Origin of the sequence: Thermophilibacter provencensis (assembly GCF_030372065.1) — a bacterium.
Lineage (GTDB): Bacteria > Actinomycetota > Coriobacteriia > Coriobacteriales > Atopobiaceae > Thermophilibacter > Thermophilibacter provencensis_A.
In genome coordinates, this window is the sequence record NZ_JAUDEA010000004.1 from 41,569 (window position 1) to 67,456 (window position 25,888).

General features: G+C 65.0%; 22 protein-coding genes and 4 tRNA genes. 2 read left to right on the top strand and 24 right to left on the bottom strand.

The features are described from left to right. Positions 1-110: 110 nt before the first annotated feature. The 12 genes from purD to QUW25_RS03780 form a co-directional block, all read right to left on the bottom strand. Positions 111-1,409: a phosphoribosylamine--glycine ligase gene (gene purD / locus QUW25_RS03725; RefSeq protein WP_289510889.1), complete on the bottom strand. Its 1,299-nt coding sequence runs from the start codon at positions 1,407-1,409 to the stop codon at positions 111-113. Next, positions 1,406-2,278, bottom strand: coding sequence for a DegV family protein (locus tag QUW25_RS03730; RefSeq protein WP_289510890.1), 873 nt, complete (start codon positions 2,276-2,278; stop codon positions 1,406-1,408). Before QUW25_RS03730 ends, purD begins: the two co-directional genes overlap by 4 nt. Before the next feature lie 19 nt (positions 2,279-2,297). Then, positions 2,298-3,578, bottom strand: coding sequence for an adenylosuccinate synthase (locus QUW25_RS03735; protein ID WP_289510891.1), 1,281 nt, complete (start codon positions 3,576-3,578; stop codon positions 2,298-2,300). A 197-nt stretch (positions 3,579-3,775) separates the two neighbouring features. Continuing rightward, entirely contained in the window at positions 3,776-5,128 is a 1,353-nt protein-coding gene (gene dnaB / locus QUW25_RS03740; RefSeq protein ID WP_354003622.1) for a replicative DNA helicase, read from the bottom strand. A 439-nt stretch (positions 5,129-5,567) separates the two neighbouring features. After that, positions 5,568-6,098, bottom strand: coding sequence for a 50S ribosomal protein L9 (gene rplI / locus QUW25_RS03745; protein WP_289510893.1), 531 nt, complete (start codon positions 6,096-6,098; stop codon positions 5,568-5,570). A gap of 35 nt (positions 6,099-6,133) precedes the next feature. Next, entirely contained in the window at positions 6,134-7,195 is a 1,062-nt protein-coding gene (locus QUW25_RS03750) for a DUF2232 domain-containing protein (RefSeq protein ID WP_289510894.1), read from the bottom strand. A 33-nt stretch (positions 7,196-7,228) separates the two neighbouring features. Then, positions 7,229-7,501, bottom strand: a complete 273-nt coding sequence (rpsR, locus tag QUW25_RS03755; protein ID WP_072373695.1) for a 30S ribosomal protein S18 — start codon at positions 7,499-7,501, stop codon at positions 7,229-7,231. A 54-nt stretch (positions 7,502-7,555) separates the two neighbouring features. Beyond that, positions 7,556-8,059: a single-stranded DNA-binding protein gene (locus QUW25_RS03760; RefSeq protein WP_289510895.1), complete on the bottom strand. Its 504-nt coding sequence runs from the start codon at positions 8,057-8,059 to the stop codon at positions 7,556-7,558. 48 nt (positions 8,060-8,107) lie between these two features. Then, positions 8,108-8,398 carry a 30S ribosomal protein S6 gene (gene rpsF / locus QUW25_RS03765; protein WP_289510896.1) on the bottom strand — a complete coding sequence of 97 codons (291 nt, stop codon included), beginning with the start codon at positions 8,396-8,398 and terminating at the stop codon, positions 8,108-8,110. Between the two features lie 303 nt (positions 8,399-8,701). Then, positions 8,702-9,826: a DUF4013 domain-containing protein gene (locus QUW25_RS03770; RefSeq protein WP_289510897.1), complete on the bottom strand. Its 1,125-nt coding sequence runs from the start codon at positions 9,824-9,826 to the stop codon at positions 8,702-8,704. Between the two features lie 109 nt (positions 9,827-9,935). After that, positions 9,936-10,025, bottom strand: a tRNA-Ser gene (locus QUW25_RS03775). A 40-nt stretch (positions 10,026-10,065) separates the two neighbouring features. Then, a tRNA-Ser gene (locus QUW25_RS03780) sits at positions 10,066-10,156 on the bottom strand. 150 nt (positions 10,157-10,306) lie between these two features. On the opposite strand from QUW25_RS03780, the gene QUW25_RS03785 reads away from it, so the two are divergent. Then, positions 10,307-11,038, top strand: coding sequence for a trimeric intracellular cation channel family protein (locus QUW25_RS03785; RefSeq protein WP_289510898.1), 732 nt, complete (start codon positions 10,307-10,309; stop codon positions 11,036-11,038). A 127-nt stretch (positions 11,039-11,165) separates the two neighbouring features. Here the strand turns inward: QUW25_RS03785 and typA are convergent, their stop codons facing one another. The 4 genes from typA to QUW25_RS03805 form a co-directional block, all read right to left on the bottom strand. Beyond that, the gene (typA, locus tag QUW25_RS03790) at positions 11,166-13,004 is read right to left on the bottom strand and encodes a translational GTPase TypA (protein WP_289510899.1); all 1,839 of its coding nucleotides are present in this window, start codon (positions 13,002-13,004) and stop codon (positions 11,166-11,168) included. 74 nt (positions 13,005-13,078) lie between these two features. Then, a complete protein-coding gene (locus QUW25_RS03795; protein ID WP_289510900.1) occupies positions 13,079-13,501 on the bottom strand; it encodes a hypothetical protein in 423 nt (140 codons plus the stop codon). Positions 13,502-13,724: 223 nt separating this feature from the next. Then, positions 13,725-13,800, bottom strand: a tRNA-Ala gene (locus tag QUW25_RS03800). 84 nt (positions 13,801-13,884) lie between these two features. Next, a tRNA-Ile gene (locus QUW25_RS03805) sits at positions 13,885-13,961 on the bottom strand. 134 nt (positions 13,962-14,095) lie between these two features. On the opposite strand from QUW25_RS03805, the gene QUW25_RS03810 reads away from it, so the two are divergent. After that, complete coding sequence (locus tag QUW25_RS03810; RefSeq protein ID WP_289510901.1) at positions 14,096-14,623, top strand: bifunctional nuclease family protein; 528 nt, start codon at positions 14,096-14,098, stop codon at positions 14,621-14,623. Between the two features lie 101 nt (positions 14,624-14,724). On the opposite strand, the gene QUW25_RS03815 is transcribed toward QUW25_RS03810, so the two are convergent. From QUW25_RS03815 to QUW25_RS03850, 8 genes are all read right to left on the bottom strand, one after another. After that, the gene (locus QUW25_RS03815; RefSeq protein WP_289510983.1) at positions 14,725-15,636 is read right to left on the bottom strand and encodes an IS3 family transposase; all 912 of its coding nucleotides are present in this window, start codon (positions 15,634-15,636) and stop codon (positions 14,725-14,727) included. Next, positions 15,585-16,100, bottom strand: a complete 516-nt coding sequence (locus QUW25_RS03820; RefSeq protein WP_289510902.1) for a helix-turn-helix domain-containing protein — start codon at positions 16,098-16,100, stop codon at positions 15,585-15,587. Before QUW25_RS03820 ends, QUW25_RS03815 begins: the two co-directional genes overlap by 52 nt. A gap of 115 nt (positions 16,101-16,215) precedes the next feature. Continuing rightward, on the bottom strand, positions 16,216-18,963 hold the full coding sequence (gene gyrA / locus QUW25_RS03825; protein WP_289510903.1) for a DNA gyrase subunit A: 2,748 nt from the start codon (positions 18,961-18,963) through the stop codon (positions 16,216-16,218). A gap of 97 nt (positions 18,964-19,060) precedes the next feature. Beyond that, on the bottom strand, positions 19,061-21,097 hold the full coding sequence (gene gyrB, locus QUW25_RS03830) for a DNA topoisomerase (ATP-hydrolyzing) subunit B (RefSeq protein WP_289510904.1): 2,037 nt from the start codon (positions 21,095-21,097) through the stop codon (positions 19,061-19,063). 144 nt (positions 21,098-21,241) lie between these two features. After that, complete coding sequence (locus tag QUW25_RS03835) at positions 21,242-21,760, bottom strand: hypothetical protein (protein WP_289510905.1); 519 nt, start codon at positions 21,758-21,760, stop codon at positions 21,242-21,244. Next, positions 21,750-22,841: a DNA replication/repair protein RecF gene (gene recF / locus QUW25_RS03840; protein ID WP_289510906.1), complete on the bottom strand. Its 1,092-nt coding sequence runs from the start codon at positions 22,839-22,841 to the stop codon at positions 21,750-21,752. Before recF ends, QUW25_RS03835 begins: the two co-directional genes overlap by 11 nt. A 9-nt stretch (positions 22,842-22,850) precedes the next feature. Beyond that, positions 22,851-23,951, bottom strand: a complete 1,101-nt coding sequence (gene dnaN / locus QUW25_RS03845) for a DNA polymerase III subunit beta (protein WP_289510907.1) — start codon at positions 23,949-23,951, stop codon at positions 22,851-22,853. 233 nt (positions 23,952-24,184) lie between these two features. Further along, entirely contained in the window at positions 24,185-25,741 is a 1,557-nt protein-coding gene (locus QUW25_RS03850) for a DnaA ATPase domain-containing protein (protein ID WP_289510908.1), read from the bottom strand. Positions 25,742-25,888 lie beyond the last annotated feature (147 nt).

The window sequence follows — 25,888 nt, forward strand, 5'->3', positions numbered from 1 at the left end:
GCCGCCCGCAGATTGGATGCGGGCGGCGCGCGGACGTTCTTCTCGCCAAAACCGTCCGATTGTCGCCCCTAGCGTGAGTACGGGCGGCGCGCGGACGGTTTTATGACAGTTTACCCTGTCACCTTTGTCAGGATGGCGCGGGCGCCGATGTCGGTGCGGTAGGTCTTGCCCTCGAAGTCGATGAGCTCGCAGGCGGCGTAGGCCTGCTTGCGGGCCTCCTCGAAGGTGGGCGCCACGGCCGTGACGTCGAGCACGCGGCCGCCGGCCGTAACCAGCTGGCCGTCCGCGAGCGCCGTACCCGCGTGGTAGACGGTCACGCCGGGCAACTCCTCGGCGCGCTCGATGCCGGTGATGACCTTGCCCTTCTCGTAGCTTCCGGGATAGCCGGCGGAGGTGAGAACCACCGAGACCGCCCAGTCGTTCTCCCAGGAGACCATATCCTGCGTGAGCGTCCCGTTGTCGCAGGCAAGGAACACGTCCACGAGGTCCGCCTTCATGCGCGGGAGCACGACCTGCGTCTCAGGGTCGCCAAAGCGGGCGTTGAACTCGAGGACCTTGGGGCCCTCGGACGTGAGCATGAAGCCGCCGTAGAGGCAGCCGGAGTACGTGATGCCCTCGGAGGCGAGCTCGGCCACCACGCGCCGCTCGATGTCCACCATCGCGGCCAGCTCCTCGGCGGAGACCAAGTGCTCGGGCACCGGCGAGTACACGCCCATGCCGCCCGTGTTGGGGCCCTTGTCGCCGTCGAGCGCGCGCTTGTGGTCCTGCGCCGTGGCGAGCGGCACCACGGTCTTGCCGTCCGTGAGCGCCAGCAGCGAGCACTCGGGGCCGTCGAGCGTCTCCTCCACCACGACGGTGGAGCCGGCCTCGCCAAACGCGCCGGAGAAGCACTCGTGTACGCCCTCCAGGGCCTCGTCGAGCGTCTTGGCCACGATGACGCCCTTGCCCGCGGCCAGGCCGTCGGCCTTGATCACGATGGGCGCGCCGACCTGGCGCACGTGCGCCTCGCAGCTCTCCTCGTCCGTGAAGGTGCGGTAGGCCGCCGTGGGCACGCCCGCGCGACTCATGACCTGCTTGGCAAACTTCTTGGAGCCCTCCATCTGGGCGGGCTTGCCGTTGGGGCCAAAGCAGGGGATTCCCGCGGAGCGCACCGCGTCCGCCACGCCGGCCACGAGCGGGGCCTCCGGGCCAATCACCACGAGGCCGATGCCGTGCTCGCGCGCCCAGTCCGCCACGGCCACCGGGGACTCCGCGTCCAGGTCAACGGGGGTGGCCATGGCGTCCATGCCGCCGTTGCCGGGAGCCACGTAGAGCTTGCCCGCGCGCGGGGACTCGGCCAGCTTGACGAGAAGTGCGTGCTCACGACCACCGGAGCCAAGCAGCAGGATGTCGACCTTGGTGTTGCTCATGAGATCTCTCCTTCGTTTTTGGGAGCGGAATGATTCAAAAGGGGACTGTCCGCTTTTGAATCATAGGAAGCGGCGGGGGCAAAGGCCACGGCCACGGCACCGGAGCCGATGAGCGACTCAACGTACGCCGAGGCACGCACCGTGCCCAGGCAGCGCGACTCAAACTCGTTGGTGTTGAGGGGCTTCTCTGCGGCGCGCAGGGCGCGAGCGTCGCCGGTCTCGGTGAGGGCATAGACGACCGGGCCCTCGCCGGCGGATACCGCGCTCATGGCGTGTGCGAGGCGGCTCGTGAGCTCGATGAGCTCCGTCGCGCGGGCGAGCTGCGTGATCTCTCCGCGAGAGAGCAGGTAGAGCCCGCGCTCGCCGGAGATGCGCACCCTGAGCGACGCCGTGGCTCGTGCCAGGACGGCAAGCTTGGAGCGCTGCGAGCGGCGCTTGCCCAGGCGCGCCGAGGCCGTGGGCACAACGAGCAGCCGCACGTGCGCCGCAAGAGAGCGCGTGGCCTCCACGGAGTCCTCAAAGGGCAGGTCAAAGTAGCGGTGCCGCGCAATGCGATCGATGAGCATGCCCGTGGCGCACGAGCCGGAGCCCGAGTCGATGACCTCCACGACGGCGTCCTCGCAGCTCGCAGCCGCGGTGCGCGCAGCCTCAAGCGCCGGCGAGAAGCACGCGGCGGAGTGCACGGACGCCACGCGCGCGTACCCGCGCGCCGCAAGGCTGCGGTACAGGGCGGCAAACTCGGACACGAGGCCCTGCTCGCCGCCCGCGCCGGCAGAAAGCGTCACGCACTCGACCTTGGCCTTCTCGAAGAACGAGACGGGCAGGTCGCAGCTGCTGTCACAGACGATCGCAAAGTCCTTCTCGGCCACGGGCCAGCCTCACGACGGCCTAGTGCCAGTAGCGGTCGATGGTCTGCTCTCGGTCCGGGCCCACCGTGATGATGGAGACGCGCACGCCCGCAAGCTGCTCGAGGAAGTCGATATAGTCCTTAGCCTCGCGCGGGAGCTGGTAGAAGTTGCGGACGCCGGAGATGTCGCACTTCCAGCCGGGCAGGGTCTCGTAGACGGGCTTGGCGTGATAGAAGACGCTCTGGTGCTCGGGCACGGTGTGGTACTCCACGCCGTCACACTCGTAGGCCACGCAGACCTTGATCTCGTCAAGGCAGCCGAGGACGTCGAGCTTGGTGATGGCGAGGTCCGTGAGGCCGTTCACGCGCGCGGCGTAGTTGACCACGACGGCGTCGTACCAGCCGCAGCGGCGCTTGCGGCCGGTGGTCACGCCGTACTCGTGACCAACCTCGCCGAGCTTCTCGCCGATCTCGTCAAAGAGCTCCGTGGGGAAGGGGCCGGAGCCAACGCGGGTGAGGTAGGCCTTGGCCACGCCGAGAACGCGGTCGATGTTGGTGGGGCCCACGCCCGAGCCGGTGACGGCGCCGCCGGCGGTGCAGCTGGAGCTGGTGACAAAGGGGTAGGTGCCGTGGTCGATGTCGAGCATCGTGGCCTGCGCGCCCTCAAAAAGGATGTTCTTGCCGGCCTCGAGCTCCTCGTTGAGGAAGAGGCTGCTCTCCACGATGTAGGGGCGGATGCGCTCGGCGTAGGGGAGGTAGGTCTCGCAGATCTGCTCCACGGTGTAGGTGGGCAGCTCGTAGACCTTCTCCAGGATGGGGTTGGTGTAGGCGAGCGCGCTCTCGAGCTTCTCGCGGAAGATCTTCTCGTCGAGCATGTCCTGGATGCGCAGGCCCGTGCGGTTCATCTTGTCCATGTAGCAGGGGCCGACGCCGCGCTTGGTGGTGCCGATGAGGTTCTTGCCGAGCTTCTTCTCGTGCGCACCGTCGAGGTCCTTGTGATAGGGCATGACGATGTGCGCGTTGCCGGAGATCTTGAGGCGCTCGGCGGAGATGCCCTGCTCGGCGAGCATGTCGATCTCCTGGAGAAGGATCTCCGGGTCGACGATGCAGCCGTTGCCGATCACGGGGTAGGTGCCCTCGTACATGACGCCGGAGGGAACCTGGTGAAGGGCCAGCTTCTTGCCGTTGGCGATGACGGTGTGACCGGCGTTGGCGCCGCCCGCATAGCGGCAGACCACGTCAAAGTCGCCGGAGATGAGGTCGGTGACCTTACCCTTGCCCTCGTCGCCCCACTGAGTTCCCACGAGCACTGATGCCGACATGTGCGCCCTTTCGTCGCGTTTCACATACAGGGCTCATTATACGGCAATAACCGAGAAGCACGAGCGCCTTCGGGACTGTTAAAAGGGGACGTGTTTTTTCGCTCAGAGACTTTGGGACAGGCCTGCATCAACAGGCCTGTCCCAAAGTCTCTGAGCGAAAAAACACGTCCCCTTTTAACAGTCCCCTTTTCACAGCCCTAGTCGTGGAAGCTGTCGATCTCTACGAACTTGGTGGAGCCGGGAAGGAACGTGAGCGGGATGTCCGCCAGCGCGCCCGAGCGGTTCTTGGCGATGATGAACGTGGTCTCGTTCATGGCGGGGCGGTCCTCGCGGGCGGCCTCGTCCTCGTTCATCGAGCGGTCAAGCAGGGCGACGATGTCCGCGTCCTGCTCGATGGAGCCGGACTCGCGCAGGTCAGAGAGCTGCGGTCGCTTGCCGTTGCGGTTCTCGACGGTACGGTTGAGCTGGGAGAGCGCCACCACGGGCACCTCGAGGTCCTTTGCCATGATCTTGATGCCGCGGCTCATCTCGGAGACCTCCGTGGCGCGGCTGTCCGCACGGCGCTGGCCGGCAGGCGGCGAGATGAGCTGCAGGTAGTCGATGATCACGACACCGAGCTTCTTACCGTGCAGGATGCGGCGCGCCTTGGCGCGAATCTCCGTGACCGTGGTGCCCGGCGTGTCGTCAATCATGATATCGAGCTGCGAGAGGCTGTTGGTGGCCTCGAGGATCTGGGGCCACTGCTCCTTGCGAATGCGTGCCGATCGGATCTCCTGCAGGCCCACGCGCGCCTCGGCGGCAAGGAGGCGCTGCGCGATCTCCACCTTGGACATCTCGAGCGAGAAGAGCGCGACGGAGGCGCCGGCAAAGGCCGCGTTGGTGGCGAGGTTCAGGGCAAACGACGTCTTGCCCACGCCCGGGCGGGCGCCGATGACGACCATCTGGCCGGGGCGCAGGCCGAGCAGCGTCTCGTCGATGCGCTTGAAGCCCGTGGAGACGCCGAGCTGCCCGCCGGGGTTGGCGGCGTTCCGGCCGAGCTCCTCGTAGAGGTCGGCCATGATCTCCTCGAGGGACTGCTCGCCGGACTTGACGTCTCGGTTGGTAACGTCGAGGAGCAGGCGCTCCGCGCGGTCCACGACCTCCTTGGTGTCCTCGGGGGCGTCAAAGGCGAGGGCGGTGATCTGCGCGGACGCGTTGATCATCTTGCGCAGCGTGGTGTCGCGGTGCAGCATCTCCACGTGGCGGCGCCAGCCCACGAGCGCCAGGGAGTTGGTCCCCAGGCCCAGCAGGAAGCTGCGGCCGCCCACGCGCTCGAGCTCGCCCGTGCTGCGCAGGTAGTCGGCCAGCGAGATGGTGTCGATGGGCAGGTTCTTATCGAACATCTCGCGGATGGCGAGAAAGACCGTGCGGTTGGAGGGCAGGTAGAAGTCATCCGGCTCGAGGTCGATGAGACACTCCTGCAGCGCGTCCGGGGAGACCATCATGGCGGAAAGTACCGACGCCTCGGCCTCGGTGTCCTGCGGCATGGCCGCGCCCTCGGCAATGGTCATCTTGGTGGGGTTGACGTCGTATTCCCTCTGCGCCACGGTGGCTCCTCTCGGTCGGTCCGTCCATTCTACTCCGTGACGCCCTGGCGCTCCGTGACACTCAGCTCTGACGCCAGTGTCAGCATTTGACAGGCGGCGGGCGTCTGAACGGCGGTTTTCTCGCTTTTCGACGTTTTCAACAAAATGTTTGCGCTGGAAAAACCTGAGTTTTCAACATTTTCTGTCAGTTTAGACCGGTGCTGGCAAACCCCCAGATTGACTTGGGATTTCTATATAAAAGGGTGTACCGAACAACAAAACCGCAGGTAGAAGCTGGTATCAAGAATCTGAGCCACAAAGGGACCCCGGGCGCCACCTGGGCTCCCGGGGTCCAAACTTACACTTTTCTGACCTGCGGTTCTTGTAGAAACCCGCAGCTCAGCAAGAAGTGCGTTGAAAAGTGCTACTCGGCCTCAACAGTCTCGGTCTCGGTCTCGGTCTCAGCCTCAACCTCGACGACCTCGGCCTCCTCCTCGACGGTCTCCTCCTCGGTCACGCCTACGAGGACGTTGACCACGGCGGTGATCTCACGATAGAGGTTGACCTCAACGGCGTGCTTGCCGGAGGTCTTGATGTTGTTGCCGCGGCCGACGCGCTTGCGGTCGACCTCGACGTCGAGCTGCGCCTTGATGGCGTCGGCGATCTGGGCGGGGGTGACGGAGCCAAAGAGCTGGCCCTCCTCGCCAATCTTGGCGTCGACGGTCACCGACTTGCCGTCGAGAGCGGCCTTGGTGGCCTCGGCGGCGGCGATGCGCTGAGCCTCACGCTTCTCGATGTTGTGGCGACGCTCCTCGAGCTGCTTGATGTTGCCCGGGGTGGCGGGCTGGGCGATCTTGTTGGGGAACAGGTAGTTCTCCGCGTAGCCCTGGGCGACGTCGACGATGTCGCCCTCTCCGCCCTTGCCCCGGAGCTCACCCAAAAGGATGACCTTCATGTGACACTCCTTCGGTCGGTCGGCCTGAGCCGACCCTAGTCTTGCCTCGCGCTGCCCTGCTCGCCGGCAACCTCGCCCCGTGTGAGGTGGCGGAAGTTGGCCCAGACGTCTGCAAGGCCCACGAAGCTCATTACGACGAACTGTACTTCGAGATAGAGCGCAAGTGCGCCGAGAAGAAACTTGGTGAGGACGCTCGTGCCGCGCTGGTCGAGCGACCAGACGAGCACGGCAAAGCCCTGCGCCGCAAAGGCAAACCTCAGGCCCATGGCCAGGTTGGCCGAGACCATGAGGGACGCCTTGGCGGCCGTGCCCTCAAACGTGAGTCCAAAGGCAACGCCCGCCGCCGAGGCCACAAGTGCCGCCACGACCCAAATGGGCAGGTCGTAGGAGGCGAGCTTGGGCACGACGAGGTCCTTCTCGGTTGTCCTCTCCGCGGCCATGCCTGCGCCGATGGTGGCAAACAGGTACGAGCCAAACGCGCTCACCAGGTACGCCGTGGGCCAGAGCAGGCTCACGACGGCCCGGACCTGCTGCATGAGGGCGCTCACGGCAACGGAGGTCTCGGAGAGCTCCTCCGAGACGAGCGTGACGAGCTGGTCAACGCTCGCCGCGAGCGACGTGCCCTGCGAGGCGGCGAGAAGCGCGTCCGCCGCGATGGTGCATCCCGCCGCGAGGGCGACGACGATGCAGCCAGCGCCAGGGGTAAGCCTGCCCCTGAGGAGCGCCTCGGCAACCGCCACGGCAACAAGAGAGGACACCACGGCCGCAACCACAGATGAGATGCCGTGAGAGAGGCTCAGGGCAACCGCGGCGACAATAGCCGCGGCAGCGCCCGCGAGCCTGCCCCTGACCCCGCCCTTAGTGGCGGCGGAGACGTAGCCGTACCCCACGAGCACCGGGCCGATGAACGAGAACGTCGAGGACGCCACGACACCGCCCAGCGCGCAGAGGAACAGCCCGGCCGGGAGCGAGAGTCCCGGGCGGCCCGCCGGAGCGGGGCCTGCGGGGACGATGCCGCGGCTGTTGCGCGCCGCACCGCCCTTCTCGCCAAATCCCTGCGGTGAGGGAGGGAGGCCGTTTGTGGGACAGTCACTCATCTTGGCTGCGCTCTACTAACAACGAAGTGACGCCTAGCCGCGGTTGCGGCCGCCGCGGCTGGAGACCACGGGGACGGTGTAGGGGAGAAGCGCCATCTCACGAGCGCGCTTGATGGCAAGCGCGATGTCGTGCTGGTGCTGCGTGCAGGCGCCAGTGACGCGACGCGGCTTGATCTTGCCGCGGTCGGTCATGTACTTGCGGAGGAGCTGCACATCCTTGTAGTCGATGTACTCGGTCTCCTCCTTGCAGAACTGGCAGTACTTGCGACGCGGCTGGCGCTGAAAATCCTGCTTCTGCTGAGCCATGTCTTCTTTGCCTTTCTGTTGCGGACCGGGCGCGGGGCCCGTTCCGCCGGATGGTTAGAACGGGATGTCCTCGTCGTAGACGTCTGCCGACGGCGGGGCCTGGACGGCGGGGGCGTAGGCCTGCTGCGGGGCGGGTGCCGCGGCAACCGGCATCGGAGCTGCGGCAGCCGGGGTGGCATAGGTCGGGTTGGCATAGGGGCCGCCCGCGGGGGCGCCTCCCTGCTGTCCCCTCGAGGACAGGAAGTCAACCTCGTCGACCACGACCTCGAGCTTGCTGCGGCGCTGGCCGTCCTTCGTCTCCCAGGAGCTGTAGCGAAGCTTGCCCTCAACGGCAACCTTCGAGCCCTTGGAGAGGAAGCGGGAGAGCGGTTCGGCGCGGGCGCCAAAGACGACGCAGTCCACGAAGTTGGGAACGTCCTCCCACTCGTTGGTCTGCGGGTTGCGGCGACGGTCGTTCACGGCAACGCCAAACGAGAGAATCTGGGTGCCGCTGCCGGTCACGCGCAGCTCGGGGTCGCGCGTGAGGTTGCCAGAGATGTTGACCCTGTTGATGCTCATGTTCTCACTCCCTCTCACCTGCGGGCCGCGTGGCCCGCGCTTCCATGCCTAGTCCTTGTCGACGCGGCGCACGACCATGTGGCGCTTGACGGCGTCGTTGATGCGCAGAACTCGGTCGAGCTCGGCGATAACGGTGGGATCTGCGTGGAAGTTGATGAGGGTGTAGTCACCCTCGGTGAGGTCGTCGATCTCAAAGGCGAGCTTGCGCTTGCCCCAGTCCTCGACGCTGTCGACCTTGCCCGTCTCGCCAAGAGCGACCTCGATGCGCTTCATAACAGCGGCGCGGGTCTCCTCGTTGCACGTGGGGTCGACAAAGTACAGCAGTTCATAGGCCTTCATGTGGTTCACCTCCTCTGGGCTAATGGCTCCGGGACGTGAAGGTTTGCACCCGGAGCAGGAAAGGTTCGGCGAAGCATCATACCACAGATTTGATGACCTGCTAAAACCCTCCACGAATCCCCTGCGGACCTTTGAGGAGATGGTACCCGGCGGCACTTGCACGGAGCTTCCCCCAAGCTGCCAACGAGCTGCCACCAGCCCATATGCCACCGCGCGGACGTGCAGGAACGCATGGCGGCGAGAAGCGCAAGGGCTTCTCGCCGCCATCAATTCTCCATATTGCGTGGTGTCCGGGGAGGACGCCTACCGAGCGCTGGGATCCTCTGCCGAGAAGGGCGTGGGCTGGTCGTCCTGCGGCTTTGCGGCGGGAAGCTCCGCGGGGACGTCCTGCCGGTCCGTCTCAACGGGGTCCTCTGCGGGGACGTCCGGGCGCGGCTCGGCGGGAACCGGGCTGTCCTGGGCGGGCGCGGGCGGCTCGGGCGCCACGTCCTTCTCGGCCGCATCCTGGTGCGCAGCGCGCGGCTGCGGGTCAACCGGAATGTCGTAGGGAGCCTGCCAGGAGCCGCCCTGGGGCGCGGCGTCACGCGGATCCATCACGGGCGACGGGAGCGGGTCCTCGTCCCTACCCCATGACGGCACGTCAAACTGCCTCATCCACAGGCCCACCGCCGTGGTCACAAGGAGCGTCATGACAACGTACATGAAGCTCGAGATCACGCCGAGAACAACCAGCGAGGGGAGGGCGCTGCCGATCATCGAGAAGACCATCTCGAGGATGATCCGCGTCTGCATGGAGCTTGAGATGATGGCGCCGTAGCTCGAGAGGTACTCAGCGGTGACCAAAAGCTGGGGGATGGTCGAGATGAGCGCGCAGAGGGTGATGATCGAGGCGACGATGCCCATGATGAGCGCGCCCATGAGCCCCAGGCCAAAGATGCGCAGAATGCCGGAGGTGTCGTGCGAGAGCATATGCCGGATCGCGGAGAGCCTGAAGCCCGCGCGCAGGCGTTTGTAGATGGTCGCGCGCAGGGCGGCAACCAGAACGACCACACCGAACAAGATGTTCGCCATCGACCAAACAAACGTGAGCAGGCCGCCAATGAGGGGAATCGCACCGAGAATTCCCATGATGATTCCCGCGATGATGCCCCAGACGAGCGAGATGACGAAGGCACGCGCGCCGCTGCCGATGCACTCGCCCACGCGCACGCCCTTCTGCTTGGGGGAGGCGTTGATGTTCCAGGCGGTGAGACGCGCCCACTCGAGCGCGTAGCCGACCACACCGAACAACCCCACGATGGGAACAAACAGGGCCACCGTCATAACGAGGACGGGCTTGATCCAGCCGCGGTCCCTCGTGAGCAGCGCCCAGGAGCGCGCGAAGTAGCGGTCCTTGCGGAAGCCCTCGAGCTCGGTCTCACTAACCATGGGATCTCCTTAGCGTGGTGCGTGGAACGTGCCGCAAACATGCGCCGCAAGCGTAGCATTTCTCGCACATATGAAAAAACCGGCCACGGGGACCGGTCTTGGCGTGCGATGGCGGAGGAGGAGGGATTCGAACCCTCGTACCCCCGAAGGGGTAAACGGTTTTCGAGACCGCCGCATTCAACCACTCTGCCACCCCTCCGAAGGGTGACGTGGCCCCTTGCGGGGCCACGAAAAAGTTCTGGCGGAGAGTCAGGGATTTGAACCCTGGAGACGCTTTAGGCGCCTACACGATTTCCAATCGTGCTCCTTCGGCCACTCGGACAACTCTCCATATTTGGTGCAGCGGTCAGTATAGCGTATTCCCCGTCCCCGCGGAAGACTTTTTCATGATGAAAAGGGACTGTCACTTTTCATCGTCATGAGCAACAATGGACGAGCAGGACCGACCATCGCCCTTGTCGCGCCAAAAGGGGAGTCTCCGTGCTCGACATCTTTGCCCAATATAGCCCAGAGGTTGCCGCCGTCTCGCTGCCCACGTGGGTTGACCTCGCGTCCGTTGTTGTGGGCTCGGCCGGTGGCGTCATGGTCGCGCGCTCGCGCCACCTCGACGCCGTGGGGTTTGTCGGACTGGCGCTGCTCTGCGGCCTGGGCGGCGGCCTCATCCGCGACATCATGATGCAGGTCGGCCGCATCTATATGCTGACCTCGCCCTTTGCCATCCCGGTGAGCGTTGCCACAGGCCTCGTGGCGTTTCTCTTCCCGCAGCCGCTCGACCGCGCGGGAAACCTGCTCGAGTGGCTCGACATCATGGCGGTGGCGCTCTTTGCCCTCGTGGGCACCGACAAGGCCATCGTGCACGGCTTCTACCCGGCCTCGTGCGTGCTCATGGGAATCATGACCGGCGTGGGCGGCGGCATGCTGCGCGACGTCTTCCTTGGCGAGGTGCCGCGCATCTTCCAGAAGTCGAACCTCTACGCGGTGTGCGCGCTTGCCGGCGGCGTGGTGTACTACCTGACCGTCGTGTGCTTCTCGGTGAACAAGCTCTGGGGCTCCCTGCTCTGCCTCGCCGTCACCATTGGACTCAGGCGCTGGTCGCTGCGCTTCAACGTGCAGACGCCCGCCGACGTTGACCTGGGCCCCAAGGTCATGAGGCCCGTTCAGTGCGCCGCCCGCCGCGTCCGCGTAACCCGCTGGCGCTCCAGCAAGAAGTAGGGGACCGTTAGAAGGGGTCTGCTAAAAGGGGGACGTGTTTTCCGTCTCAGAGTTTTTGGGACAGGCCCCGCCGCCCCGGGCCTGTCCCAAAAACTCTGAGGGGAAAACACGTCCCCTTTTAGCAGCCCTACTTCTTTACCTTGCCGGTACGGACGGCCCACTTGCGCCGCTCGGTCTCATTGAGAATGCGCTTGCGCATGCGAACGCTCTTGGGCGTGATCTCCACGAGCTCGTCGTCCATGATGTACTCGAGCGCCTCCTCCAGCGTGAACGTGCGCGGCGGCGTGAGCTGCACGGCGATGTCGGCCGTCGAGGAGCGCTGGTTGCCCAGGCTCTTGGTGCGCGCGATGTTGACCACCATGTCACCGGGCTTGGAGCGCTCACCCACGAGCATGCCCTCGTAGCACTCGTCACCGGGCGCCACGAAGAGCTGGCCGCGCTCCTGAAGCGTGCCGAGCGCGTAGGCCACGGCCTTCTCGGTGCTCATTGAGATCATTGCGCCGTTCTGGCGCACGCCGATCTCGCCCGCATAGGGGCCGTACTCGAGGAACGTGTGATAGAAGACGGCCTCACCGTGGGTGACGTTCAGGATGCGGTTCTTGAGGCCCATGATGCCGCGCGTGGGGATCTTGAACTCGAGGTGGGTCTGCGTGGTGCCCGCGTCCATGCTGGTCATGGTGCCGCCAGCGTTGCCAAAGACCTCGATGACCTTGCCGGAGTACTCGCCGGGGCACTCCACCACGGCCTGCTCGACGGGCTCGGTCATGGTGCCGTTCTCGTCCTTCTTGAAGAGCACGCGCGGACGACCCACCTGGAACTCAAAGCCCTCGCGGCGCATGGTCTCCATGAGGACGGAGAGGTGCAGGATGCCGCGGCCGGCCACCTCCACGCCGGTCTTGTCGGGAAGCTCCTCGATGCGCATGGTCACGTTGTTCTCGCGCTCCTGCATGAGGCGCTCCTTGAGCTGGCGACCGCCCACGATGTCTCCCTCGCGGCCAACGAGCGGCGACGTGGAGGGCTCAAAGACAACGGAAAGCGTGGGCGGGTCGATCTCGATGGGCTCAAGCTCCACGGGGTTCTCGGGGTCGGTGTAGACGTCGCCGATGTCGGTGGAGTCGATGCCCACCACGGCGGCGATGTCGCCGGCCTGGGCCTCGGAGCACTCCTTGCGGCCGAGGTAGTCAAAGGTGAAGAGCTGCTTGACCTGGCTCATGGCGCGAGAGCCGTCGTTTTTCACCACGAGGATCTTGTCGCCATCGTGGATGGTGCCGGAGTAGATGCGACCGATGCCGATGCGGCCCACGTACTCGGAGTGGTCGATGGTCACGCACTGCATGGCAAGAGGGCCATCAACGTCAACCTCGGGCGCGGGAAGCTCGTTCACAATCATGTCCAGCATCGGGATCATGTCCTGATTGCCGTCATCGGGATCCAGGCGCGCGAAGCCGTTCACGGCAGAGGCGTAGATGACGTGCTCCATCGCAAACTCGAGCTGCTCGTCCGTGGCGCCCAGGTCGGCCATGAGATCGAGCGATGTGTTCACCGCCTTCTCCGGGTCGGCCGCCGGTTTGTCGATCTTGTTCACCACGATCATGATGGCCAGGCCCGCATCGATGGCGTGACGCAGGACAAACCTGGTCTGCGGCATGGGGCCCTCGGCAGCATCGACCAAGAGGAGCGCGCCATCGGCCATGCGCAGGACGCGCTCGACCTCACCGCCAAAGTCGGCGTGACCCGGGGTATCGATGACGTTGATTTTCACGCCCTGGTACTCGATGGAGATGTTCTTGGCCAGGATGGTGATGCCACGCTCGCGCTCCTGGTCGTTGGAGTCGAGCACGCGCTCCTGGACCTGCTGGTTCTCGCGGAAGGCGTCCGTGGCCTTGAGCATTTGGTCGACCAAGGTGGTCTTTCCGTGGTCGACGTGGGCGATGATGGCGATGTTCCTGATGTTCTCCTGGCGCATGGGTCCCCTCACTCAACGGCAGCACAAAGTCGACCATCTCGGCCGACGGTTGGTTTTTCTCGACATACGGTACTTTACAGCAGCGGGGGCATCTCTCCGGCCGGCGCGGGGTCGGTCCACGTGAAACCATCACCAGTGCCCTTGCCGTCAATGAGCGAGAAGGCCGAGTAGGCAAGGTACCCGCGCTCGCCAAACTCGAGGAGAAGGGCATCGGCATAGGCTCCGGTCTCGTCGGCGACGGCGCCCTCGTAGGTTATGGCGTAGCGGCGCGCGCCGGGGAGCTCGCCCACGCGGGCGCGGGCGGCCTCAAGGCACGCCTCGGGGCCGTCGTCCTGGAACTCGTAGCTCTTGATCTCCCCCGACTCGTCCTGCACGGCGAGAAGGACCTCAAAGGCCTCACCGTTGGCGAGCATGTCGAGGGCATCGCCCATGAGCGTGCTCGCCAGCTCGTCCGTCTTGGGCGAAACGCCCTCGCGGCGCTTGGTTTCCTGCGACATGGCTTCCCCTCGCTTCGTGTTTTCCTGCAGCGATGATACCTCACCGCCACCACCGCTAAAAATAACGGGCACAAGTGCATCAAAACTGACCTTCTCAATAGAGAAACCCCAGTTGACCGCTTTTTGACGGCAGGGCTGTGCCCGTTATTTTTTCGACCACGCTTAAAAGGCCGCTCGAGACAAGAAAAGGCCGGAGCCCAATTGGACCCCGGCCGGCGTTTCATGGTGGAGACGATGGGGCTCGAACCCACGGCCTCAGGCTTGCAAAGCCCGCGCTCTCCCAGCTGAGCTACGTCCCCTCTGGGCCGACGCACGCGTCGGATAAATATAATAATCGCCCCAGCGGCGACTCGGCTAACGCTGGGGCGACTATTGTCAGGAAGTGGTGGGCCTGACAAGGTTCGAACTTGTGACCTCCCGGTTATCAGCCGGACGCTCTGACCAACTGAGCTACAGGCCCAACGCAAGGAGATACTTTACACAGCTGTGGCGCGCGCGTCAACAACTTTTTCCATTTCTCTCCAAATGCTGTGAACTTGTTGCTCGCTGGGCACAATTGGGTAGGATATCCCTTCAGAGAAAGGGAGATTAAACGTGTCGCTTCGCAAGATGGACATAGAGAGCGTGATCGTGGGCGGCGGACCGGTTGCCTCGCTCGTGGTGCTGCGCACCCAGGACGAGCACGACGGCAAGCCGTCGCTTCAGCTGCCCATCCGCATTGGTCTCGTGGAGGCCACGGCCATCACGATGGGCGTGAACGCGCGCCAGGGCAATCGCCCCATGACGCACGACCTACTTGTCTCAACCATCTCGTCTCTGGGCGGGGCCTGCGCAAGCGTTCGCATCATGGCCGTCCAGGGAACCACGTTCTTTGCGCAGGTAGAGCTTGTCACGCTCACGGGCGAGCGGACCTTCGTGGACGCTCGGCCCTCGGACGCAATTGCCCTCGCGGTACGCGAGAACGTCCCCGTGTACGTGGACGAGTCCGTGCTCGCAACAGCGGCGCTCCCCGACTTTCAGGGCGTGGAGCGAGACGAGCAGGCCCATGAGCTCGAGGAGTTCCACGAGTTTGTGGAGAATCTCTCTCCCGAGGACTTCAACGTAGCACCCGAAAGCGAGTAGCTGCAAAAAGGGGACGTGTTTTTCCTCTCAGAGAATTCGGGACAGGCCCCGGAGCGAATCTGAACTGCGTCCCAAAACCTGGACGCGTTAAATCATAGCCGCTAGGCAGCCTTCCGAAGGGCCTGCTCCCGGAACTCCACCGGGGTCAGGCCCTTCAGCTTCACCTGGCGCCTTCTCGTGTTCCAGTGGATGATGTACTCCTCGAGGTCGCGCTTGAACGACTCGAAGTCGTCCCAGTCGCGCCCGCGGAAGAACTCGTCCTTGATGTGGCCGAAGACCTGCTCGGTGGCTCCGTTGTCGATGCAGTTGCCCTTGCGCGACATGCTCTGGGTGACGCCCATGCCGCGCAGCCTCCCCGTGAAGGACGGGTGCTGGTACTGCCACCCCATGTCCGTCTGCATGACCGGCGCAGCGCCCTCGGGCATGGCGGCCTCGAGCATGTCCAGCATCTCCCGCTGCTGGGCGAGGTCCGGGTGCGGGGATATGGAGTGCGCCACTATCTCCTTGCTGCCGAAGTCGTAGACCGGCGCGAGGTAGGCCTTGCCGAAGGAGAGCCTGAACTCCGTGACGTCGGTGCCCATCTTCTGCCAGGGGCCGTCGGCGGAGAAGTCGCGGCCGAGCACGTTCTCGAACGTCTCGCCGACCTCGCCCCTGTACGAGTTGTACCTGTGGTAGTCGGTCTCGCGGCGTATGCCGCAGCGCAGCCCCATCTCGCGCATCATCTTGAGCACCGTCTTGCCGGCTATCCTCGCGCCGTCCACGGCCCTCAGCTCCATCGCTATCTGCCGGTGGCCCACGCCGTTGGGGAGCCTGCCGAATATCCCGGCGACCCTCGGCCGGAGCTCCGGCCTGGTCGGCTTCTTCGGGTGAGCGAGCGCGTAGTGGTAGCTCGACCTGGCGAGCCCGGCGGCCCCCAGCAGGTCGGCGAGGTCGTGTCCCTGCCCTGAAAGCTCGGCGACCGCTAGGGCCTTCTCCCGGTTCGGGAGCGCAGCTCCGCCTTCAGGGCTATCGATTTTTTTAGGTACGCCACCTCGGCCTCGAGCCGCCTGACCTCGCGCTCGAGCTCCTGCTCGCGCGTCATCGGCGCCGCCCCGGCGCCCGACCCCCTCGGCCTGCCCTTCGGCTTGGGCCTGAGCGCCTCGGCCCCGCCCTCGCGGTAGAGGCGGCACCACTGCTTCAGTGGCGAGAGGCTCGCTATCCCGTAGCGCGCCATCGCCTCGGCCTTGGCCATGCCGCCGTCGACCACGGCGCTGGCCGCGGCGACCTTGGTCTCGAAGCCGTATCTCGCGTGCGCCTTGCCCATGTCCAGCAGCGCACCCCTCCCCACGGACCGGTACGTCTGCTGCCATTTTCTCACGGCCTCCTCCGGAATCCCGAGGACCTTGGCAACAGATCCCCGCCCCCGCCCCTCCGCGAACATATCGGCGGCGAGCTCCCTGAGCTTGCGGTCGTGCCTGCACCGCAGGTCGACGGACATGGAAAGCCTCCCATCTCTCGGACTTCTATTTCCATGTCCAAGAAATGGGAGGCAGTTCAGGCTCCGGGGCCTGTCCCGAATTCTCTGAGAGGAAAAACACGTCCCCTTTTTGCAGCTACTCCTCGTCGTCGATGAGGTCGTCGGAGAGCTCCTCGTCACCGCCGATGTCAACGGAATCGGGTTCGTCGGCGTCCTTGGCGCCGGCCGCTGCCAGGTCGAGCATGCCCTGGGCCTCGTCGTGCTTGGGGGCCTTCTTCTTGCGGGCCACCATGCGCGCCACGGCGCTCACGTGATCGCCCTCGACCATGTTCATGACCTTGACGCCCTGCGTGGAGCGGCCAAGGCGGCTGACGTCACCCGCCTTCACGCGAATGACCACGCCCTCGCTGGAGACGATCATGAGCTCATGCTGCGGGCCCACCACGCGGCACGCCACGAGGTTGCCCTTCTTGGCGGTCATCGCGATGGTATAGACGCCCTGACCGCCGCGCTTGTGCTCGGGATACTCGGAGACGGGCGTGCGCTTGCCGTAGCCGTTCTCGGTGATCACGAACAGGTCGCCGTTGCCGTTGGAGATCTCCATGCCGAGCATGTGCGCGTCACCCTTGAGCGTGATGCCGCGCACGCCTGAGGTGTTGCGGCCCATGGCGCGCACCTCGGACTCGTCAAACAGGATCGCCTTGCCGTCCGTGGAGACGAGAATGACCTTCTCGCCCTCGCGCACGCGACGCACGTTCACGAGCTCGTCGTCGGCGCGCAGGTTGATGGCGATGATGCCGTCGCGGCGCGTGCGGTCGTACTCGCTCATGGAGGTCTTCTTCACCATGCCGCCGCGCGTGGCAAACATGAGGTACTCGTTCTCGGGGAACTCGCGGCAGGTGATGACCGCCATCACGTGCTCGCCCTCGGCCAGCGCGAGCACGTTCACGATGGCCGAGCCGCGCGCCTGGCGGCTGCCGATGGGCAGCTCGTGGACCTTGAGACGGTAGACCTTGCCGAGGTTGGTGAAGAAGAGCACGTAGTCATGGGTGCTCGCCACGAAGAGGTCCTCGACGAAGTCGTTGTCCTTGAGGCTGAGGCCCTGCACGCCCTTGCCGCCGCGCTTCTGCGAGCGGTAGGTGGCCACGGGGATGCGCTTGATGTAGCCGGTGTGGGTGATCGTGACGACCATGTCCTCGTCGGCGATGAGGTCCTCGACGTCGAGGTCGCGGGCGGCGCCAGAGATCTCGGTGCGGCGCTTGTCGCCAAACTTGCGGGAGATCTCGCGCATCTCGTCCTTGATCACGCCGAGGATCTTCTCCTCGTGGGCGAGAAGGTCCTCGTAGTAGGCGATGGCGCGGCGCAGGCCGTCGAGCTCCTCCTCGATCTTGTCGCGCTCGAGGCCGGTGAGGCGGCGCAGGCGCATCTCGAGGATGGCCTGGGTCTGCTCGGGCGAGAAGCCAAAGCGCTCGATGAGGCGCTGGGAGGCCTCGGTGTCGGTCTGCGAGGAGCGGATGATGTGGATGACCTCGTCGATGTGGTCGAGGGCCATGAGGTAGCCCTCGAGGATGTGCGCGCGGGCCTGGGCCTTCTTGAGGTCGTAGCGCGTGCGACGGGTGACCACGTCAACCTGGTGGTCAACGTAGTGGCGCAGGATCTCGCGTAGCGAGAGGCACTTGGGCACGCCGTCAACCAGCGCGAGGTTGTTCACGCCAAAGGTGGTCTGCAGCGAGGTGAACTTATAGAGGTTGTTGAGAACGACCTCGGGCACCATGCCCTTCTTGAGCTCGATGACGAGGCGGATGCCCTTCTGCGTGGACTCGTCGCGCATGTCGGAGATGCCCTCGATGCGCTTCTCGTTGACGAGCTGGGCGATCTTCTCCTGCAGCGTGCCCTTGTTCACCTGGTAGGGGATCTCGGTGAAGACCAGGCGGCTGCGGCCGGTCTTGGTGGACTCCACGTGTGCCTTGGCGCGGATGGTGATGGAGCCGCGGCCGGTCTCGTAGGCCTGACGGATGCCGTCGGTGCCCATGATGAGGGCTCCGGTGGGGAAGTCCGGGCCGGGCATGACCTGCATGAGCTCGTCGACCGTGATGTCAGGGTTGTCGATGAAGGCACAGGTTGCCTCGATGGTCTCGGCAAGGTTGTGAGGAGGGATGTTGGTGGCCATGCCTACGGCAATGCCCGACGAGCCGTTCACCAGCAGGTTGGGGAAGCGGGCAGGTAGGACCCGGGGCTCGGCAAGGGACTCGTCGTAGTTGGGCTGCCAGTCAACGGTGTCCTTCTGGAGGTCGCGCAGGAGCTCCATCGCGGGCTTTGCCAGGCGGCTCTCCGTGTAACGCATGGCCGCGGCGCCGTCTCCGTCGATGTTGCCGAAGTTGCCATGACCGTCGATCAGCGGCGTGCGCATGGAGAACCACTGCGCGAGACGAACCATCGTGTCGTAGACGGCGGCGTCTCCGTGCGGGTGGTACTTGCCGATGACCTCGCCGACCGTCCACGCACTCTTCTTGTGCGGGCGGTTGGGGAAGATGCCGGACTCGTTCATCGCGTAGAGGATGCGGCGGTGGACCGGCTTGAGTCCGTCGCGCACGTCCGGCAGCGCGCGGGCGGTGATGACGGACATGGAGTACTCGATGAAGCTCTGCTGCATCTCGGCGCCAAACTCGCTGACCTGCAGCGCGCCGCCGTTGATGTCCGTCTCGCCGGCGTCCTCGCCGCGCACGTTGGCGCCAAAGCTCTCCTCGAGCTCCTCGTCCTCCTCGAGCTCCTCGTCGGAGTCGGCGTCGTCCTCAACGTAAACGTCCTCGCCCTCGGCGCGGTCGAGCAGCCGCTTGAGGTCCTCGGGCAGGCCCTCGGTGCTGTTGTTGTTCTCGTCTGCCACGTATGGCCTTTCTCTGGTGACGAGAAGTGACCGTCACTTCTCGTCTTGTTCTGGTGATGAAAGGTGAGAGTCACCTCTCATCACCCCGGCAGGGTGGTTACGCGTCGAGGAAGCGGGCGTCGTGCGCGTGCTTCTCGATGTAGTCGCGGCGGTACTCAACCTGGTTGCCCATGAGCTCGCGGACCGCGCGGTCGGCCGTCATGGCGTCCTCGATGGTCACGCGCTGCAGGATGCGCGTCTTGGGGTCCATCGTGGTGCTCGCCAGCTGCTTGGGGTCCATCTCGCCCAGGCCCTTGTAGCGCTGGACGGAGTAGCCCTTGCGCTTGCGGCCCGAGCCCTTGATGGCGGCCTGGGACTTGTCGGTCTCGTCCTCCTCGTCGGGGTCGAGACCAAGGTCGCGGATGGTCTGGCGCAGCAGCTCGTCCTCGGGCGTCTTGCCGTCCGGGTACACGTAGTGGATCTTGTTGCGCACCTTCACGCCAAAAATCGGCGGCGTGGCAATGTAGACGTAGCCGGCGTCGATGAGCGGGCGCATGTACTTGTAGAAGAAGGTCATCAGCAGGATGCGGATGTGCGCGCCGTCAACGTCGGCGTCCGTCATGATGATGATCTTGTGGTAGCGCGCCTTGGAGATGTCAAAGTCCCCGCCGTCACCAGCGCCGGTGGTCACGCCGGTGCCGATGGCGGTGATGAGCGCCTGGATGGTGTCGGACGAGAAGGCCCTGTGGTCGCCCACGCGCTCGACGTTCAAGATCTTGCCGCGCAGGGGCAGGATGGCCTGGATGTCGCGCCTGCGACCATCTTTTGCCGAGCCACCTGCGGAGTCGCCCTCCACGATGAAGAGCTCGGTCATCTCGGCGTCGCGCACCGAGCAGTCAGCCAGCTTGCCGGGGAGCGCCGCGCTCTCGAGCAGGCTCTTGCGGCGGGTGGCCTGGCGCGCCTTCTGAGCGGCGAGACGGCCCTTGGCGGCCTGGGAGGCCTTCTTAAGGATCTCCTTGGCCTGGTTCGGGTGCTCCTCGAGGTACTCGGACATGCCCTGGGAGACAATGCGGTTGGTGAGGGTGCGCATGTAGGAGCTACCGAGCTTGGCCTTGGTCTGGCCCTCAAACTGCGGGTCGGGCAGCTTGACGGAGATAATCGCCGCCAGGCCCTCGCGGATGTCGCCACCCTCGAGCTTGGGGTCCTTCTCCTTGATGATGTTGTGGCTGCGACCGTAGTTGTTGATCGCGTTGGTGAGGGCCGTGCGGAAGCCCTCGAGGTGCATGCCACCCTCCTCGGTGTAGATGTCGTTGGCAAAGGAGAGGGTGTCCTCGGAGTAGCCGGTGTTCCACTGCATGGCCACCTCGACCTCGCCCATCTGGCTCTCGGGGGCATCGGGGTCGGAGCGGCCCTCAATGTAGATGGGGCGAGAAAGACCCGGCAGGACGTCCTTGCCCTCGTTTCTGAACTTGACGAAGTCAATGATGCCACCCGCGTAGCAGAACTCCTCGACGCGCGGCGTGAGCTCGCGCTCGTCGGTGAGGACGATCTTGAGGTTCTTGTTGAGGAAGGCCGTCTCCTGCAGGTGGGTGTGCAGGGTGTCAAAGTTGTACGTGGTGGTCTCGAAGATCTCCTCGTCAGGCCAGAAGGTGATTGTGGTGCCCGTGGCCTTGGAGGTGCCGACCTCCTTCATCTTCTGCACGGTCTTGCCGCGCTCAAAGGCCATCTCGTAGATCTTGCCGTCGCGCTTGACCTGCGCCACCAGGCGCTTGGAGAGCGCGTTCACCACGGAGACGCCCACGCCGTGCAGGCCGCCGGAGACCTTGTAGGCGTTGTTGTCAAACTTGCCGCCGGCGTGGAGGATGGTGAGAACGACCTCCAGCGTGGGGATCTTCTTGACCGGGTGCTTCTCAACGGGGATGCCGCGCCCGTTGTCCTCCACGGTGATGGAGTTGTCCGGGTGAACGGTCACCTTGATCTTGTTGCAGAAGCCGGCCATGGCCTCGTCGACGGAGTTGTCCACTATCTCCCACACCAGGTGGTGCAGGCCCGCGGCGCTCGTCGTGCCGATGTACATGCCGGGGCGCTTGCGGACGGCCTCAAGACCCTCGAGGATCTTGATCTCGCCCGCACCGTACTCGTTCTTCTTTGCCACGCGCACATCCTTCCCGATGGGGCCTCTTGCCCCGTGCTCGTTTTAGGTGCATTCTCGGTCAGGCCCAGAGCAAAATCAGGGCAGACGGAATGATGATAGCGCTTCAGAGGCCCTGAGAAGCCCTCTGAGGTAGGTTTCACGAATTTAGCTATTCTTACGCTTTTCTGCCTGCAGCGATACTCTCATCGCCTGAGAAACGCTTGGTTTAAGCGCCTCGGGAACGTCTGCGAGAAGAGCCTCGACCTCGCGCTCCTCCGCGGGCGTGAGGGCGGGCAGCGGGGCTGCGGGCTCCTTCTCCCCCACGGTCCTTCTCGCCACGGTTTGCGGGCGCTTTGACTGCCTGAAGCGAACCTCGGCAAAGGAGAGCCCCGCCTGGGCGAGGCGCGCAAGATACACCTCGCGGTTGGCCATGAAGTCGACCTCGCACGACTTTGAGTCAACGTAGACCACCAGGACGGGCGGCGCGCCGGCGCGGCGCGGCCGCTCAACGAAGACGCCCACGGTATGGGCGCGCTCCGTAACCCCGTTCACCGCGTGCCACGCCCTCGCCACGCGGTGCGTCCAGTTTGCACCGGATGCGTTCTGAGTGCTCTCCAGGATGTCTCCGAGGGCCACGGGCGCCCCGGCGCGGCGGCGTATCTCGCGCTCGATCTCACTTGTCACCAAAGCTCACCACCTCAGCGGAGTCAAGGAGCGTCGGCGAGAAGTACCCGAGGTTCGTGGTCGTGATCACGGTCTGGATGCCGCCGCTCACAAATCCCATCGCCGCCTCGCGGCGCGTGCCATCGAGCTCGCTCATCACGTCATCGAGCAGGAGCAGGGGCGTTGAGCCCAAGATCTCCCCCGCAAGCTCGACCTCGGCCATCTTGAGGGCAAGCGCCACGGAGCGCTGCTGCCCCTGGGACCCATAGGCCCGCGCGTCGCGACCCTCGATGGAGAAGACCACGTCGTCGCGATGCGGACCCACCGTGGTCTGCCCGCGCCGCAGGTCGTCCTCGCGCACCGCCTCGAGCCGCTCGAGGAAGAGGCCGCGCAGCTCGTCGCGCGAGAGATCCTCGAGGTCCTGCCCCAGTGTGCAGGCGTAGGAGCACGCCAGGCGCTCGCCGCCCGAGACCGTGGCGTACACCGCCGCGACCTTCTCGGCAAGCCGCGAGAAGAGCCTCAGGCGCGCGGCGAGCAGCGTCGCGCCGCCCAGCGCCACGGAGGCATCCCACGCGGCAAGGAGCGACATGTCCACGAGCTCGTCCTTGAGCAGCCGGTTTCTCTGCTCGACGGAGCGCTGGTAGGCGGTGAGGACGTTTGCGTAGCCGCGGTTGGCCTGCCGTCCAAACCCATCGAGCTCGTCTCGGCGCACCGACGCCCCCCGCTTGACGATGGCCAGGTCATCGGGGGTAAAGAGAACCGACATGAGACTCTCGGGCATCTCGGACGCCTGAATGCGCTTGCCGTTTCTCGTGAAGCTCCGCTTGCCCGGGGCGGCGTCACAGCGAACGTCCACCACGCGACCGTCACCCTCGAGCCGCGCGTCGATGCGCGCGCTCTCGGCGCCCTCGCGGACGAGCTGCGAGGGCGTCGGGCGGCGGAATGACTGCCCGGCCGTGAGGAGCTGCAGCGCCTCGACGGTGTTGGTCTTCCCGGCGGCGTTGGGCCCCACAAAGACCGTCACCCCCGCCGAGGGCAGCACCACCAGCCGCTCAAAGCTGCGGAAGTCCGCGAGCCTGAGCTCTGTGACGTAAAGCCCCACGTGGGTCACCTAGAGGCGAACCGGCATGAGCAGGTAGAGGTAGTTCACCTTGCCGTTGCACTTGAAGATGCCCGGCTGCACGGAGCCCTGGAGCTCGAGGCGCAGGTCCTTGTTCTCGGACACCGCGTTCACGCAGTCAAAGACGTAGTGGTAGTTGAGGGCGATGGCCAGGCTCTGCCCCTCAATGCCGCACGAGATGACCTCGGAGGACTCGCCCTGCTCCGGAGAGCTCGCCGAGAGGCGCATGAGGCCCGCGTCGGCATCGATGTCAAAGCGCACCGAGGCGTTCTGCTGCGCGATGACGGAGACGCGCTTGAGCGCGGCGGAGAACTCGGCAACGGAGAGCTCGACGGCCGTGGCGCAGGTGGGCGGCAGGAGCTGCTTGTAGTCGGGGAAGTTGCCCTCGATGCGGCGAGCCACAAAGGTCGTGTTGCCAAAGGTGAAGACAACCTGGCTCTCCGTGGTGCCAATGAGCAGGGTGTCGGTCATGGAGGGCATGGTGAGCACGTCGTGGAAGGTGGCGCCGCCCACGATGGCGCGGAAGGCCTCGCCGGGGGCCGCCTCGACGGAGGAGTCGCAGACGGCAAGGCGGAACGAGTCGGTGGCCACAAGACGGATGGTGTTGTCCTCAACGGTCAGGAGGATGCCCTGAAGAATGGGTCGCGAGGTCTCCTTGGAGGTCACGCGGTACACCTTGTCCACCATGTGGGAGAGGAGCTCGCTCGGAAGCTCGATGCTCCTCTCGGGCGCCACCTCGGGAAAGCCCGACCAGTCCGCGGGGTTGAGCGTGTTGAGGCGGAAGGTCGACTTGTCACAGGAGATGACAACGGTACGGCCCGTGCCCTCAAAGGTCACGGCGGCGTCGGGGAGGGTCTTCACGATGTTGGTGAGCACCTTGCCGGAGATGACCGCCTCGCCCTCCTCCTCAACGTTGGCCGGGATGTAGTGGCGGATGGAGATGGCGAGGTTGTTCGTCTGGAACTCGAGCTGACCGGCCTCCGCGCGAACATAGATGCCGGAGAGGATGGGAAGCGTCGAGTTTGTGCCCATGCCCTTTGCCACAACGGACAGGGCCTTCATGAGGGAGGACTGGCTGACGGTGAATTTCATGAGGTCCCTTTCTTCTATCTATATAGAGATCTAAGAACAGTAGTAGTAATAGGGTCTGTCGAAAAGTACAAAAACACCGAGAAGAACGAGGTAGAAGCCGTAATCCAATACTCTCGCGTGGCATGTGACTTTTCTTCCGCATTGACAGCGAGCGCCGTGTTGAAAACTTCTTCTTCCACGAAGGTTGGTTTTTCTCCCCCTTTCGACACACTTTTCTCAGACTTGTCTACATCCTAGAGGTTTCCGGTGATGGACTCCCGTATCTGCATGAGGCGATCGTAGAAGATCTTGTCGTCCTTTCTCGCCTCGTCCACCACGCTGATGCTGTGCATGACGGTGGCGTGGCTCCTGCCGCCGAAGTGCTTGCCGATGTCGGCGAGGGTGCGGTCGCAGAGCTCGCGCGCGAGCCAGATGGCAACGTGGCGCGCCTCCATGATGGCCTTGTGGCGCTTGGTGCCCACGAGACTCGAGTGGTCGATGTCGTAGTACTTCTCCACGGCGCGCTGGACGTCCTCGATGGAGACGGAGTGCCCGGCGCTCGGCCAGCACTCCTTGGCCACGGCCTCGATCTCCTCGCGGGAGATCTCTCCGCCGCGCCGCTCCGCTGTGGTTGCGGCAAAGAGGCAGCGCTGGCAGAATCCCTCGATGACGCGGATGTTGGTGCCCGCGCGCTCGGCCATGTACCTGCGTGCCTGCTCGGGGATGACGCCGGAGAGTCCGGTGACGTTCTCGCTCGCCGCGTCGTCGCGCATGCGCTCGCAGAAGGTCTCGATGAGGCGGAGCTTGAGCTCGTAGCTCGGCACCTGGATGGGCGCGGTGAAGCCGGAGCCCAGGCGGCTCGTGACGCGCTCGTCAAAGCCGTCCTTGCCCATGCCGAGCTGCGCGGGCGTGCGGTCGGCGGCGAGGACGATCTGCTTGCCGTTTGAGATGAGCTCGTTGAAGGTATCAAAGAAGAAGCCGATCGTTCCGGCCTTGCCCACCATCTTCTGGATGTCGTCGATGATGAGGACGTCAATGTCGGCGTAGTTCTGGCGCAGCACGGACGCCGCCGAGCGCTCGGTGTGGCGCATGGCCTCGGTGTAGTCGGTGATGAACGTCGACGCGTCGCGATAGACGCACAGGCGCGACGGGTCGTTGCGGGCGATGTAGTTCTGCACGGCGCGCAGCAGGTGGGTCTTGCCCAGGCCGCTCTTGCCGTAGATGAAAAGCGGGTTGTAGGTGGTGTTCATGCCGTTTGCCACCTGCAGCGCCGCCTGGTAGGCGATGTCGTTCTCCTCGCCGCGGACAAAGCGCTCAAAGGTGAGCTTTGAGGTCGTGGGGGATATGTCCTCCACGAGGGGGTTCCTCGCGCGGCGGCGGAGGTTCTCCTCGTCGCGCGCCGCCTGGGCGCCCTCGTCCCAGGTGTCGTTCATGATCGCGCGCGAGGGCATGGCAAGGGAGACGGGCACGCGCTGCTCGGTCTCCGCCATCCATCGGTTTGCCTCGTCGCGGGTCATCGTCGAGCCGCGCGGGTGCTCGCCCGCCGCGGTGGCCTGCTCAAAGGTGACGACGACCTTCGTGGGCTCAAAGGCCGCCTGCGAGACGCACTCCTCCACGAGCGGCTGGATCTTGCCGACGTTCTTGACGACGAGCCTCATGGAGGTCCTGAGCTCGAGCGTTCCGTCGGAGAGCCCTTCCGGCTCGCAGTTTCTGAGCATGGCGAGAAGGGACTCGGGCAGCTCGCGCGCGGCGAGAAGGTCGAGCGCATCCTGCCACAGCGCCTCGGCGTCTGATTCTAGGGAGAGTTCCATGTGATCCTACGTTCGTAAATGTTGAAAAGTACGCACTCAGTATAGCGATTGTTGATAAGTCCCCCACCCATCCCGCCGAACGGTTCCTTGATTGGGGCCGTGTCCGGCGCGGGTGCTGCTGGCGTGTCCTGAAAATCGGGGGTATGG